13 protein-coding genes are annotated in these 13,574 nt (G+C 37.9%); 7 read left to right on the top strand and 6 right to left on the bottom strand.

The window, feature by feature from the left end; all coding sequences use genetic code 11:
- Window positions 1–34: 34 nt before the first annotated feature.
- Window positions 35–1,228: a bifunctional 5,6,7,8-tetrahydromethanopterin hydro-lyase/3-hexulose-6-phosphate synthase gene (locus tag QFX38_00350; GenBank protein ID MDI9623331.1), complete on the bottom strand. Its 1,194-nt coding sequence runs from the start codon at window positions 1,226–1,228 to the stop codon at window positions 35–37.
- Between the two features lie 226 nt (window positions 1,229–1,454).
- A complete protein-coding gene (locus QFX38_00355; protein ID MDI9623332.1) occupies window positions 1,455–2,756 on the bottom strand; it encodes a TrpB-like pyridoxal phosphate-dependent enzyme in 1,302 nt (433 codons plus the stop codon).
- A gap of 117 nt (window positions 2,757–2,873) precedes the next feature.
- On the opposite strand from QFX38_00355, the gene QFX38_00360 reads away from it, so the two are divergent.
- The 6 genes from QFX38_00360 (at window position 2,874) to albA (ending at window position 8,835) form a co-directional block, all read left to right on the top strand.
- Window positions 2,874–3,902 carry a DUF1786 domain-containing protein gene (locus QFX38_00360; protein ID MDI9623333.1) on the top strand — a complete coding sequence of 343 codons (1,029 nt, stop codon included), beginning with the start codon at window positions 2,874–2,876 and terminating at the stop codon, window positions 3,900–3,902.
- A complete protein-coding gene (locus tag QFX38_00365) occupies window positions 3,899–4,546 on the top strand; it encodes a PHP domain-containing protein (protein ID MDI9623334.1) in 648 nt (215 codons plus the stop codon). The genes QFX38_00360 and QFX38_00365 overlap by 4 nt, the downstream gene beginning before the upstream one ends.
- 2 nt (window positions 4,547–4,548) lie before the next feature.
- On the top strand, window positions 4,549–5,355 hold the full coding sequence (locus QFX38_00370) for a DUF63 family protein (protein ID MDI9623335.1): 807 nt from the start codon (window positions 4,549–4,551) through the stop codon (window positions 5,353–5,355).
- 98 nt (window positions 5,356–5,453) lie between these two features.
- Window positions 5,454–6,989 carry a 2-isopropylmalate synthase gene (locus QFX38_00375; GenBank protein MDI9623336.1) on the top strand — a complete coding sequence of 512 codons (1,536 nt, stop codon included), beginning with the start codon at window positions 5,454–5,456 and terminating at the stop codon, window positions 6,987–6,989.
- Between the two features lie 15 nt (window positions 6,990–7,004).
- Window positions 7,005–8,195 carry a nitrogenase component 1 gene (locus tag QFX38_00380; GenBank protein MDI9623337.1) on the top strand — a complete coding sequence of 397 codons (1,191 nt, stop codon included), beginning with the start codon at window positions 7,005–7,007 and terminating at the stop codon, window positions 8,193–8,195.
- A 367-nt stretch (window positions 8,196–8,562) separates the two neighbouring features.
- Window positions 8,563–8,835, top strand: coding sequence for a DNA-binding protein Alba (gene albA, locus QFX38_00385; protein MDI9623338.1), 273 nt, complete (start codon window positions 8,563–8,565; stop codon window positions 8,833–8,835).
- Between the two features lie 98 nt (window positions 8,836–8,933).
- On the opposite strand, the gene QFX38_00390 is transcribed toward albA, so the two are convergent.
- From QFX38_00390 to QFX38_00405, 4 genes are read right to left on the bottom strand one after another with little or no spacing between them, the layout of a single operon-like run.
- Complete coding sequence (locus tag QFX38_00390) at window positions 8,934–10,139, bottom strand: PQQ-binding-like beta-propeller repeat protein (GenBank protein ID MDI9623339.1); 1,206 nt, start codon at window positions 10,137–10,139, stop codon at window positions 8,934–8,936.
- 9 nt (window positions 10,140–10,148) lie between these two features.
- Window positions 10,149–11,309, bottom strand: a complete 1,161-nt coding sequence (locus QFX38_00395) for an ABC transporter permease (GenBank protein ID MDI9623340.1) — start codon at window positions 11,307–11,309, stop codon at window positions 10,149–10,151.
- Window position 11,310: 1 nt separating this feature from the next.
- Complete coding sequence (locus tag QFX38_00400; protein ID MDI9623341.1) at window positions 11,311–12,330, bottom strand: ATP-binding cassette domain-containing protein; 1,020 nt, start codon at window positions 12,328–12,330, stop codon at window positions 11,311–11,313.
- Window positions 12,327–12,719: a PadR family transcriptional regulator gene (locus QFX38_00405; GenBank protein MDI9623342.1), complete on the bottom strand. Its 393-nt coding sequence runs from the start codon at window positions 12,717–12,719 to the stop codon at window positions 12,327–12,329. The genes QFX38_00400 and QFX38_00405 overlap by 4 nt, the downstream gene beginning before the upstream one ends.
- Window positions 12,720–12,817: 98 nt before the next feature.
- Here QFX38_00405 and QFX38_00410 point away from each other — a divergent pair, with 98 nt between their 5' ends.
- Window positions 12,818–13,573 carry a sugar phosphate isomerase/epimerase family protein gene (locus tag QFX38_00410; GenBank protein ID MDI9623343.1) on the top strand — a complete coding sequence of 252 codons (756 nt, stop codon included), beginning with the start codon at window positions 12,818–12,820 and terminating at the stop codon, window positions 13,571–13,573.
- Window position 13,574 lies beyond the last annotated feature (1 nt).

Here is a 13,574-nt window from a genome sequence, read left to right on the forward strand (position 1 = left end):
TTATAAGTTAAAATCTTTGGATAATAAAAAAATGTTAAATGGCCTCGTCTTCTTCATGTGGTAGTCTCATAGTGTCAGGATCTGGTGGTAATTCCTCTAGGAAATCCTCTGCTGCTCTTCTCGGATCCTTGGACCCAGTTATATATCTTCCAACAACTATTATGTCAGCGCCACTTTCAAGGGCTCTTCTTGTCTTGGATGGTGTTATCCCACCAGCCACAGCTACTAATCCTCTTTCACCTATGATCTTCTTTATTTCTGGGATGTTCCCCCATTCTGAAACTTCTGCTGTTCCAACATCAATATTCTTATGTAAAAGTACGATGTCAGGTTTGTATTTAAGTTCTTCAAGTTTTTCTTGGACGTTTTCAACATTCATCATGTCAAGGATAGAATATATGCCCTGTTTTTGTGCTTCATGGATAGCTTTCTCAATTGTTGCTTTTGTTGCAAGCCCTGATATGGCAACTGCATCTGCTGTTTCGTCAGCCGCCATCTTAACTTCCATCCTCCCCACATCTAAAGTTTTAAGATCTGCTATTATAAATGCATCCTTTCTTAATTCCCTTATCCTGTTTACAATCCCCACACCAAATTTTTTGACAAGTGGTGTGCCCGCCTCGAGCAATATCCTCTCACGTGGTGGAAGAACATCCACTACCCTTTCCATTTCTTCAATACTTTCAAGATCTAAGGCAACTTGTAAATATGGTGGGTTCCATAATCTTATAGGCTTGAACCCCATGACTGGATGCACGCCCCTATCTTTTTCAGAAAGGATCTTTTCAATTGATGGATAGTTTTCCATAGCCCTTCTTATTGCAAGTTTCGTCGCCCCATAATTATAATGGTAGATTTTCTGGTAGTCTTCCGCCTCGGGATGGATGAAAACACTCACAATTATGACCAAGTCTTCGACCTTCTCCTTTGGTATTATTCCCTCTTCGACAGCATCTGCAACAGCTCTTGCAACAGCTGTCTGGGCAGGTCCGAATACTTTATTAGCATCTTCCAAATTTCCAATGGTCACCTTAGGTATCATTAATGTTGCAGGTTTTGTCATTAAATTAGGTCTTATAACAGAAAGCAAGGGCGTGTGGCCGATTGAAATATTTGTAAGTCCAGTTGCGAAGGCTGAGCCTACAATGCCTTCCTTATCCCCTATTATAAGATCTATATGGGCGACTTCGTTGCCTTTTCCTATAAGCGCTTCACCGATCCTATACATTCGAATCCTCCAAGATTTGTTAATTTTATATATGATTTTTCTCATTTGTGATATTATTTTCTGCTTGTGGACTGGAGACTCATATAATTTTTCAGATTCAGGTACTAAACAGGGAAATATGCATAGTGAGATTATATTGATTTTTTAATATTTTGTAATTTAAAATATAAAAAGTAGTGTAATTGGGAATATGAGGTTGCATTTTTTAGGGAAAAATTTAAAGCATTTATTTGTTGTTTTCTGGTAGGGTGCCCATGAGGTAGTCTTCATATCCTTGGAGGTCTAATAATCCGTGCCCCGAAAAGTTGATTATTATTGTTTTTTCTTCGCCAGTTTTTTTACACTTTTTGGCCTCGTCAATTGCTACTTTTATCGCGTGGCATGTTTCTGGTGCTGGTATGACACCCTCTGCCTTTGCAAATGTCACACCACTTTCAAATACTGATTTTTGGCTAACAGCTCGCGCTTTTACTATGTTTTCCTTTACTAGTAGTGCAATTTGTGGTGCCATTCCGTGATATCTCAAGCCGCCGGCGTGTACTGATGGAGGTATGAAGTCATGTCCTAGTGTGTACATTTTAAGTAGTGGTGTCATTCCTGCTGTGTCACCGTAATCGTAACGGTACTCTCCTTTGGTGAGAGTTGGGCAGGCTACGGGCTCTGATGCTATGAATTCACAGTCGAGTTTTCCATCTATTTTATCTTTCACAAAAGGTAGTACCGTCCCACCAAAATTGCTTCCTCCACCCACACATCCAATTATAATGTCTGGTGTTTCTTCTGCGATTTCAAGTTGTTTTTTTAGTTCAAGTCCTATGACGGTCTGGTGTAAAAGTACATGGTTTAGTACACTTCCGAGCGAATAGTATGTTTTTTCATTTTGCAGCGCTTCTTCTATGGCCTCAGATATTGCTATTCCAAGGGATCCTGGGTGTTCTGGGTTTTCCTTCAATATTTTACGTCCGAATTCTGTATCTTTGCTTGGTGATGGTACGATTTCAGCCCCGTAGATTTGCATTATGGTTTTTCTATAGGGTTTTTGGTTATATGATACTCTTACCATGTATACTTTGCATTCTAGGCCCATTAGTGAACATGCGAGGGATAATGCACTCCCCCATTGTCCTGCACCTGTTTCTGTTGTAAGTCTTTCTGCACCGTCTTTTTTCGCATAATATGCTTGTGCTATTGCTGTGTTGAGTTTGTGGCTTCCTGTTGGTGAGTAATCTTCTCTTTTATAGTATATCTTGGCGGGTGTATCTAACATTTCTTCGAGGCCCTTAGCCCTGAATAGTGGTGTTGGCCTTCCTATTCTCTTGTAGATTTCTCTGATTTCTTTTGGGATTTTTATCCACCTTTCCATGGACATTTCTTGTTCTAGCACGCCACTTGAAAACATTTGGGGTAATTTACCTATGTTGTCTTTTTCTTCGGGGTTTTTTGGTTCTGGTAGTGGTGCTGGTAGGTCTGGGTTTATGTTATACCATTTTTTTGGTAATTCTTTTTCATCTAATATTATCTTGTTCATTTGATCACCTTTCATAAATTGGCATGATACCAAATTATCTATAGAGTACTATTTAAAGCTTTGCTGTACAAAAATATACGTTTACATTTTTTACACATAACACCCTAATAATCTCCCATGAAAATACTCGCAATCGATATAGGAGTAGGAACACAAGACATAATGTTATACAATTCAAAACATAATATAGAAAATTCAATCAAAATGGTACTACCATCCCCCACAAAAATCCTCGCCAACAAAATAAGAAAAACCAAACAAAACTTATTCCTAACAGGAAACACAATGGGTGGCGGGCCAATAACATTTGCAATCAAAGATCATCTCAAAGAAGGATACAAAATAACAATGACACCAGAAGCAGCAAGAACAATAAAAGATAACCTCCAAAAAGTAAAAAAGATGGGTATAAAGATATCAAAAGAAAACCCGAAAGACTGGAAAACAATCAAACTCACAGACATCAACATAAAAGCACTAAAAACAGCCCTATCAAATCTAAACATCAAACTAGAATTTGACCACCTCGCAATCGCAGTCCAAGATCACGGACACTCAGAAAAAATGGGAGACAGGGACTTCAGATTCCATAAAATAAAAGAAAAACTCAAAAAACCCACATCACCTGAAGAATTCGCATACCCAAATAAAATCCCCAAATACTTCACCAGGATGAACTCAATCAAAAAAAGTTTAAAAAAATACAATCCATTACTCATGGACTCAAAATTCGCAGCCATAACAGGCGCACTCCAAGACACCAAAATCATAGAACATGAAAAACTTGTAGTACTAGATGTTGGCAACGGCCACACATTAGCTGCGACCATCAAAAACGGTAAAATCATGGGGCTTATGGAACACCACACAAAAATGTTAAACCCTGATAAAATCGAAAAACTCATCAAAAAATTAGTAAACGGAACCCTCACACACTCCCAAGTCCATGGAGACGGTGGCCATGGAGCACATATAATCAATGCCATAGAAACATTTGAAAAAGTGGTGGTAACAGGACCACAACGCAGATTACTTGACAAGACGAATCTTCCAGTATATCATGCCACCCCTGCAGGAGACGTGATGATGACAGGACCGGTTGGACTCATAAAAAGTGTAATATATCATCGGGGAGAACATCCATGATACTTGACCCACATATCCATAGTATATATTCCGGTGATGCGAAGGGAACACCCAGACAGATAATCAAAAGAGCAAGGAGGATAGGCCTTGATGCGATAGCAATCGCAGACCATGACACTATGCAAGGTTCAAGGGTCGCTGAAAAAGAAGCTAAAAATTTCAAGGACATCATAGTAGTGCCTGCAATGGAGATAAGCACATCTAAAGGTCATATTTTAGCCCTTGGCATCCAAGATGAAATAAAAAAGGGTGTTACACCCCAAGAAGCTGTTGATAGTATACATGAACAAGGGGCTATTGTAATAATCCCTCACCCTTTTGTAAGATACAGAGAAGGCCTTTTTGTGAATGTCCAAGATTTAAAGTTTGATGCTATAGAAACTTTGAACTCCCGTTATATTTTCGGTTATTCAAATTGGAGAGCTAGAAGACTCGCAAAGGAAAAGAACCTTCCAATGATAGGTTCAAGTGACGCCCATTTTATAGCGGCCATCGGAACTTGCTTCACACAAATAGATTCCGAGCCAAATATAGATGATATACTTACCGCCATATTAAAAGGGAGAACCAAGCCCATGGGGAGTAGAACACCTTTACACCTCATATTAAAAGAAGTAATTAACAAAAAAATTAAAAGAATCTAAAAATGTTAGCCCACAAAGACATTCTAGATCCTATTATAAAATTTTTACAGGAAAATTTTTTCTACCTTCATCCAGGTTATACCCTATTTAACACTATAGTATTTGGTCTGGTTCTTGGCCTGGTGGTATTAATTATAATAAGGATGTTTAAGTGGATTAAAAAAGATCCTAGGGATCTTTTTTTACCAATCATCCCCTTTATATTTTTAGGATCTGGTGCAAGGGCCTTGGTTGATAATGGTGTTTATCCACTTACACTTTTTCTTGTCACGCCAGGAATTTATATTATAGTAGGTTTAACAGCGATAGTAACCCTGTTAGCATCTGTTAAACTCGAGGAGAAATTTGGATGGAATTATAAACATATAATATTCTTGACTGGCCTTATACTTTCAATCCCAAACATTATATACTTAAAACCATTTAATCTCACACCTTTCTTAAGTATATTGGCTATATGGTTGGCTTTCACAAGTATTTTCGCGATCTTGGGGTTGCGATGGGATCTTCTGAACGATAAGGACAATTTGGCTGTTTTATCAGTCCATTTATTTGATGCTTCCACAACCTTTGTCGCTGTTGATTTTTATGGTTACTGGGAACAACATGTACTGCCAACCTTCCTTACAAACATTACCAACACAGCCTTTGTAATGTTCCCATTAAAAATATTAGTAATATTAACTGTGCTATATCTTATTGAAGGTTTCGAAGATAAATACGTGAAAAACACTTTGAAAATTAGTATATTCATCTTGGGCCTCGCCCCTGGACTTAGAAATTTCCTAAGTCTTTGCATGGCAACATAATCTATCAATTATGGGAGAGGAAACTTTATAAACATAATAAGATAATAATAATCAATAATCTCCCCATATTATAATCCAGCTCCTTTTGAGGAATTGCCATGTCCATAGAGGAAGTGAAATACATAGATGAAGTGAAAAATGAAATGAAGCTCCCAGGAAAAGTTAGAATATTTGATACAACATTAAGAGATGGTGAACAAACACCTGGAGTAGCCCTTACAGTAGATGAAAAAATTAGTATAGCCAAGAAATTAGATCAGCTGGGAGTGAACATAATAGAAGCCGGTTTTCCAGCCGCTTCTCCAGGTGAAAAAAATGCTGTGAAAAATATCGCATCACTTTCATTAGACGCGAACATCTGTGGCTTGGCAAGAGTATTAAAAAAGGATCTTGACGAGGCACTAGCTTGTGATGTGGACTACATCCACACATTCATTGGCACATCACCCATCCATAGAAAATACAAACTCAAAATGGATAAAGAGGAAATCCTCCAAAAAGCAATATTTGCAGTTGAATACGCAAGAGATCATGGAGTTAAAGTAGAATTCTCAGCCGAAGATGCCACAAGAACAGAATTTGATTATCTGCTCAAAATTTACAAGGCTGTGGAAGACGCTGGAGCTCACATTATAAACGTCCCAGATACAGTAGGCGTCATGATACCACGCGCCATGGAACACCTTATAGGGAAACTAAATGAAAACCTTAAGGTACCATTAAGTGTCCACTGCCACAACGATTTCGGACTCGCAGTCGCAAATTCACTCGCAGCAGTAGAAGCAGGGGCAACCCAAGTACATGTCACCATTAACGGACTAGGAGAAAGGGCGGGCAACGCAGCCCTAGAAGAGGTTGTCATGGCCCTAATCGTACACTATGGAATCCCAGTGGATATAAAGACCAAAAAACTTGTTGACATTTCAGAATTCGTTTCAAAGATCACAGGAGTTAAAATGCCACCCAATAAGGCTATTACAGGTGAAAACGCATTTGCTCATGAAGCAGGGATCCACGTACATGGCGTGAAAGAAAAGGCCGAAACATACGAGCCTATAAAACCAGAAATGGTAGGACATAAAAGGAGAATAGTCCTGGGCAAACATACGGGTACAAAGGCTATAAAATCAAAACTAGAAGAACATGGCATAGAAATGAACGATGAACAGATCCAAATGCTTTACGAACAAGTGAAAGAACTCGGTGATAAGGGTAAACGGGTGACAGACGCAGACCTTAAGGCAATGGCCATCACGATCTTAGGACGCGCACCAGAGGAAATAGTCAAACTAGAAGGTATAGCAGTGATGACAGGAGAAAGCGTGATGCCAACAGCGACAGTAAAACTCAGAATCAAAGACAAGATCAAAACAGCGGCAAAAACGGGGGTAGGACCAGTTGACGCGGCCATAAATGCCATTCACAGCTTAGTGAGTGAAACTGCTGATATAGAATTGGAAGAATATAATATAGAGGCCATAACAGGGGGCACAAATGCACTCGCAGAAGTTTTTGTGGTGATGAGTGACAAAGAAGGCAATAAAGCAACAGGAAGGTCAACGAGAGAAGATATTGTAATGGCTAGTGTAGAAGCAGTCCTAGACGCCATAAACAAAATACTCACCCTAAAATGACAGGTGGACCTCCAGATGGAACCAATGTCCACATGCAAACTCTTTGGAGCTATAAGAGCTCTTATAGGCATAAAGAATACCATACCAGTCATACATGGTCCAAGAGGCTGTGCATATCACATAAGATATCTCCTAAGCGTGAGAAGCGGTTCAAAGATACGAATATGTTCCACCGAATTATCACAAGAAGATATAGTCTTCGGAGCAGAAAATAAATTGGAAGAAACAATTATAACAGTGGACAGAACATACAAGCCCGATTTAATCCCCATTTTGACATCTTGTTCAACAAGTATAATTGGAGAAGATATCCAAAAAGTTGCAAGAGAATTAAAAGATGAGATAAACGCGGATATCATAACTATAAGTTCAGGGGGTTTTGAATCAGATCAAAGTGGAGGATACGAAGAGGTACTAGAAACACTTATAAAAGATATCACAATACCCAACCAAACTAATGAAAAAACAGAAAAACCGTCAATAAACCTTATAGGCGTCTTCAGAGGGGGTCCTGACCTTTTAAAACTTAAGAAAACTCTTAAGAAGATAGGTATAAATATAAACTGTGTGCTTACAAGTGGAAGCAGCCTAGAAGATATAAAAAATATCCCTCTGGCCCACTTAAATTATTCCTTTTGTGACATTTCAGGCATCATGCCTTGCGAAATACTCAAAGAAGAATTTGAAATGCCATTCATCTATTATCCATTCCCCATGGGATTTTCAAATTCATTAAATTTTTTCAAAACACTCATAGACCATTTCAAATTAGATTATCCCCTCCAAAAAGAATATGATAAATTAAAACCCTCTATTGATTATTTCCACCAAAAACTCAATGGTTACAAGGCCGCTATAATCGCAGGACCCACAAGAGCCATAGCTTTAACCTCCTTTGTCAGAGAACTTGGAATGATACCCATATTAGTATCGATAGACTTGATCGGAAAATATACGCTAAAAGAACTTGAATGGGCTATCGGAGATGCAAAACCAAAGATACTCATCGAACCAGAGCTTAGAGAGATTGAAAAGTTTATAGAAAAGGAAAAACCCAACATAATTTTGGGAGGCTTAGGAGAATCATATTTTTCTTATAACTTTCAAATTCCAGTTTTAGATGTAATGCACGGAAAAGAATTAACATTGGGCTTCCAAGGGGCCCTCAACATTTCACAAAAAATACTTGATTTAATTAAAAAATAATAATTTTAATAGATCAACTTCTTTTGAACCTGTGAGGAACAATATTACAAGGACTATAAAGATAGACAAAAAAATATTTAAATACTTTCTGTACATAATCATTTTCGAAAACTTTAAAAACCTTTAATCATAATAACATAATGAATGTAATAGTTTCCGATATGTGGGGGAGAAGACAAACCCCGAATGGAAAAGCTTTCAAATGGGACTTGAAAGACGTGGGGGTATTTCACCTCCTTGAAAGCCAGCCAATGAAAATAGGAGGCTGGAAGGTTATCCGTACATGTTCTAGAAGCAGCGGATAACCAGAAAAAATGAGAGTCCATGGACCGAAATGAGTTTAAGACATTCTATTGGAGGTTAAGTGATGTCAGAGGAAAATGTTGTATACATTGGAAACAAACCCGTCATGAACTATGTGTTGGCCGTTGTAACCCAAATGAACGGCGGAGCTGATGAGGTGATATTAAAAGCCCGAGGCAGGGCTATAAGCCGGGCTGTTGATGTCGCCGAGATTGTGAAAAACCGTTTCATACCGGACATTGAAGTTGCCAACATTGATATTTCCACAGAGGAAATCATTGGTAACGAAGGAACAGCCACCAACGTTTCAGCAATTGAAATCCAGTTAAGAAAATAGAAAAATTTTGAAGTTTTTTAGGGAGTGTCGGGGATTATCCATACCATTTTACATTTTTTTTAATCCCCGACTTGTTCATAATTAGAGGATTTTATAGATTATCTGCTCAATATTTTCACACATATTATGATTCCAATTATGATTATGAACATCCCAAGAATATAATATGCGAATATTGGCGTTGGACCTTCCCTTTTTTCACTATCAAGAGAGTATAGGTATCCATTTTCTGATGCGAAATATATTGTCTTCCCATAAACTATTGGGGAGGACCTTATTGGTGAATTAAACAGATAATAGCCTGGTGAATATTTCCATTCTTCTTTTCCACTATATTTATTCAAAACATATAGTGTGCCATCATCCGAACCTAAAGTCACATAATCGTCAAAAAGGGCTGCTGTAGATTTTATAGAACCTCCAGCTTGGTATGACCACTTTAATCGCCCATCCCTAGTGTCAAGGCATGTGAAGTTTCCATTATCAGCTCCGATGAACAGGCTGTTATCCCTTTCATCTATGGTGGGAGATGAATAAACTTTATCGCCAATATTGTATTTCCACTCTATCGTCCCATCAGTAGCATTAAAAGCATAGATGTGGCCGTCATTTGACGCGACGTAAACCGTCCCATTATAGAAAGCTGGAGTCGAATAGATAGCGTCTCCTGTAGTGTAATTCCATATTTCTGTTCCGTTTTCTGTCCCAATTGCATATAATCTCCCATTTGTAGCTGCGACGTATAATGTATCATTTACAAGTAAAGGTGAGGATTTTATAGAATCGCCAAGGTAGAGATCCCATTTTTTTGAACCAGTTTCCATGTCTATAGCATAAATACGACAATCGTCCGATCCAATATAGACAGTGTCATTTGAAACCGCTGGAGAAGATTCTATAGAATTGCCTGTTTTAAATTTCCATTTCAGTTCGCCAGTTTCTGTATCTATAGCATAAAGATACCCGTCCTTCGAACCTACAAATAAAGTGTTATTTTTCACTGCTGGTGATGACACTATACTTGCCCCAGTTTTATAATCCCAGAGGATTATACCATCCTCAAGATCTATTGCATATATTTTACCATCTAAGGATCCGATATATGCTAGCTTATTAAATATTGCTAATGAAGCATTAACTGGTCCTATTTTTGCTGTCCATGGGTGAGGGGCGAAATCACTAGGTTCTTCTAAAAAACCTGTATGTTCGGGGTTACCATGGAACATAGGCCAATCAACAGCGGACACAGGACCAAGAACAACACATGTTATTAGGAATCCTATGATTATTTCCTTGTTTTTCATCATATCACCTCATATGTCTCTATTAAACCTTATAACACCCAATACGAAGAATATGAGAGTAAACGTGAGTAATATTATGATATCGGACCATATTTCAGTGATACCGGCTCCTTTTAGTATTACAGCCCTTAGGGCATTATTTGCGTAGGTTAATGGGAATACATATGCTAGTTTCTGAAAGAACCATGGCATGGTTTCTATTGGGTAGAAGACTCCTGATACAAACATCATTGGCATTTGAAATGGCATTATCATTTGCATGTAATCTTCTTGTGTTTCTGCCCTTGCAGATATCATTATACCGAAGCCCACAAAACATAGGGCAGTTAACACAAGTAAAAGGAGAGTTAAGAGCATGCTTCCTTTTATTGTTACACCGAAAAGTACCATGGCAACTATGAGCAATATTAGGGCTCTTCCTGTTTCCGTTATCAGTTTGGAGATGATTTTGCCACCAACTACTGTCGCTATGCTTGTTGGCGTCATGAAAAGTCTTGCAAGTTCTCCTGTCTCTCTTTCACCGGCGATTGAGCGTCCCATACCGCCCATACATGCGAACATTACTGTCATTGCTAGTATACCCGGGATTAGAAAATCCATATATTTCACATCACCGTATATCTTATCAACTTCAAAATTAATGGTGTTAATGATGCTCTGAAACATGTTAGAACTCTCATTCTGTATCATGGGGCTTGTCTGGCTTTCTATTTGCATTTTCTGGGCTACGATTTCTCCTGAAATTCTTGCAAATAATGTTTGTGTTGCTGGTACAATTGCTTGAGTTGCAAGTTGATCTGATGAATCAACATATAAAACGACTGTTGGAGCTTGTCTACTTTTTAAATCGTCATAATTGGGTGGTAGTATAATGGCGGCTTTAACTGTACCGGATTTCACCATCTCTTTTGCTTGATCCGGGTCTGATGTCACTTCTTTGACATCATATAAGCTCATATTTTTTATAGTTGAGACTGTTTGGTTGGTTACTGGGCCGTGGCTTTGTTCAACTATAACTATTGGGATATTTTCAAGGGATCCTCCCATCCCATAACCAAAGAAAACTATTGCGATTATTGGGAATAGTAGTATGGCTATTAAGCGTGGTTTGTGCCTCCATAATTCCAAGAGGTCTTTTTTGATCATCCACATGATCTTTTTTGTTTCCATTTTATTTCACCTTCTCGGATGTTACTTTTATGAAAACATCCTCTAAACTCGGATCTTTTGTTGAAATGGATTTTATAATCCCATCATTGTCTAGGATGGTTTTTATGACAGTATTAACGCCATTTTCTGACCTTTCATCTATCTTTATCGTTATACGATTGCGATGATGCTTTTTGATTGCTATGACTATTGGTAGTTTCTTTATTTCTTCAATAATTTTATCTGTAAGGTTAATTATGAATACGCTTATTTCTCTACCTTCTCTTTCAACAATTTCGCCCTCTTCACTTTCTTCTTTTATCTTTTTTAATATTTTGGCTACTTTTGATTCTTTTTCTTTGATCACAGCATCTTTGAGTGCTTGTGGAGTGTCAAAGGCTGCTAGTACTCCCTGGTTTATTATGCCTACGTGGTCACAGAGTAGTTCGACTTCGTACATGTCGTGTGAGCAGAGTATTATAGTGTGTCCTTCATTGTTTAATTCACCTATGAGATCCCATAGTACTCTTTTGGTTGTTGGGTCTAGGCCGATGGTTGGCTCGTCCAAGAATAAAATTTCTGGTTGGTGTATTAGGCTGGCTACGAGGGAAACTTTTTGTTGTTGTCCGCCTGATAGGTGTCTTACGAGTTTGTTTTCTGCGTATTTTATGTCGACCATTTCCATGAGTTCGTTGATTCTTTCTTCTTTCAATTCCGGTGGCATACCATAAAAATCAGCGCATAATTCTATGTTTTCTCTTACTGTAAGATCCTTGTACAAGCTTACGAGTTGTGGTACCATTCCTATTTTTTGTCTTACATCGTCTGGTTCTTTTATTATGTCATATCCTGCGACTTTGGCCGTGCCACTTGTGGGTGGTATGAGACATGTGAGCATTTTTATTGTGGTTGTTTTACCGGCTCCGTTAGGGCCTAGGAATCCAAATATTGTCTTGTTTTCTATTTTCATATTTAAGCTATCGACTGCGGTGAAGTCTCCATATTTTTTAGTTAAATTGAATGTTTCTATGGCATATTTCATTTTTTCACTCCTTTTTGCCTTTTTGAAGGTATTTCTTCCCAGAATTCCTCCCAGATCTTCATGATGTGATCTTTCATTATATGTTTGATCTTTTGGACTGTTTTTTCACCTTGAGGTGTTATCTTGTAATATTTAACCCTTTTTCCGCCTTTTGATTCCCATTCTCCTTCTATAAGTCCTCTTTCTTCGAGATCGTGGAGTATTGGATAGATTATACTTGGACCTGGCGGTTTTATCTTGTGTGTCATGCCTTTTATTGAATAAAATTTGTGGAGTTTTTTCATTATTTCGTATCCGTGGATTCTTTCTTTATTTATCATTAGTAGGATCATTGTCTTCCCGAATCCTCGCATGAAACTTTTTATTATGTGATTGTTGTAATCTTTCATAGTAAGCCACCCATTATATAAGTTTTGTGATATATCAAATTTTGATATATATAAATTTTTATCCACCACAAAAGAAAAATAAAAGGAGGGGGTCTAGCATGAAACTTGGCTTTTCTACACTGGCATTATTCATGAAAACAGTTGAGGAAATGCTGGAAATAGCATCAAAAGATGGTTTCCAACTCATCGAAGTACTCTGCGAAGGTCCGTATTGGCCAAGAAGATTACTGGAAGATAGATTATTCATAGAATCTTTAGAATCCTATGATGTTGAATTATTCCTACATGCACCTACAATTGACCTTAACCCTGCCAGCATAAACCAAGGCATCAGAGAGGAAACCAAAAAACAGACAATTGAAACGATAGAATTAGCCTATAATATTGGTGCAACCACCATAACAACACACCCAGGACTCATACATAGAAAAGAAGAGAGAATAAGAAACATGGCACTTGAATTTGCGAAAGAAACACTCAGGGATTGTTCCATTTATGCAGAAGATCTTGGAGTTAAGCTTTCCATCGAAAACATGCCAGGCCGCTATTCCTACCTTTGCAACAATCCCCGTGAACATGAAGAATTCATCAAAGCTTGTGAGTGCTCTGCCACAGTGGACATAGGACATGCCAATACAACCGGTGACCTTGAAAATTTCTTCAAAATTGAAGATATAGCATATTATCATATAAACGATAATAATGGTAAAAAAGATGAACATTTACCAGTTGGTGAAGGCAGCCTTAATTTAAAACTACTCAAACATGTCAAAAAAGGTATAATAGAAGTTAACGATTATAAAAATGTCCTAAAAAGCAAATCAAGGATCAAAAAATTAATAAAAAGATTATAGG

The organism is Methanothermobacter sp. (assembly GCA_030055615.1).
In the GTDB taxonomy this organism is placed as follows: Archaea; Methanobacteriota; Methanobacteria; order Methanobacteriales; family DSM-23052; genus Methanothermobacter_A.

Bases quoted from the DNA above. Each gene is read 5' to 3' on its own strand.
- QFX38_00380 (MDI9623337.1), top strand. From the start codon at position 7,005: ATGGAACCAATGTCCACATGCAAACTCTTTGGAGCTATAAGAGCTCTT.
- albA (MDI9623338.1), top strand. From the start codon at position 8,563: ATGTCAGAGGAAAATGTTGTATACATTGGAAACAAACCCGTCATGAAC.
- QFX38_00370 (MDI9623335.1), top strand. From the start codon at position 4,549: ATGTTAGCCCACAAAGACATTCTAGATCCTATTATAAAATTTTTACAG.
- QFX38_00400 (MDI9623341.1), bottom strand. From the start codon at position 12,330: ATGAAATATGCCATAGAAACATTCAATTTAACTAAAAAATATGGAGAC.
- QFX38_00350 (MDI9623331.1), bottom strand. From the start codon at position 1,228: ATGTATAGGATCGGTGAAGCGCTTATAGGAAAAGGCAACGAAGTCGCC.
- QFX38_00390 (MDI9623339.1), bottom strand. From the start codon at position 10,139: ATGAAAAACAAGGAAATAATCATAGGATTCCTAATAACATGTGTTGTT.
- QFX38_00355 (MDI9623332.1), bottom strand. From the start codon at position 2,756: ATGAACAAGATAATATTAGATGAAAAAGAATTACCAAAAAAATGGTAT.
- QFX38_00365 (MDI9623334.1), top strand. From the start codon at position 3,899: ATGATACTTGACCCACATATCCATAGTATATATTCCGGTGATGCGAAG.
- QFX38_00410 (MDI9623343.1), top strand. From the start codon at position 12,818: ATGAAACTTGGCTTTTCTACACTGGCATTATTCATGAAAACAGTTGAG.
- QFX38_00405 (MDI9623342.1), bottom strand. From the start codon at position 12,719: ATGAAAGATTACAACAATCACATAATAAAAAGTTTCATGCGAGGATTC.
- QFX38_00395 (MDI9623340.1), bottom strand. From the start codon at position 11,309: ATGGAAACAAAAAAGATCATGTGGATGATCAAAAAAGACCTCTTGGAA.
- QFX38_00375 (MDI9623336.1), top strand. From the start codon at position 5,454: ATGTCCATAGAGGAAGTGAAATACATAGATGAAGTGAAAAATGAAATG.
- QFX38_00360 (MDI9623333.1), top strand. From the start codon at position 2,874: ATGAAAATACTCGCAATCGATATAGGAGTAGGAACACAAGACATAATG.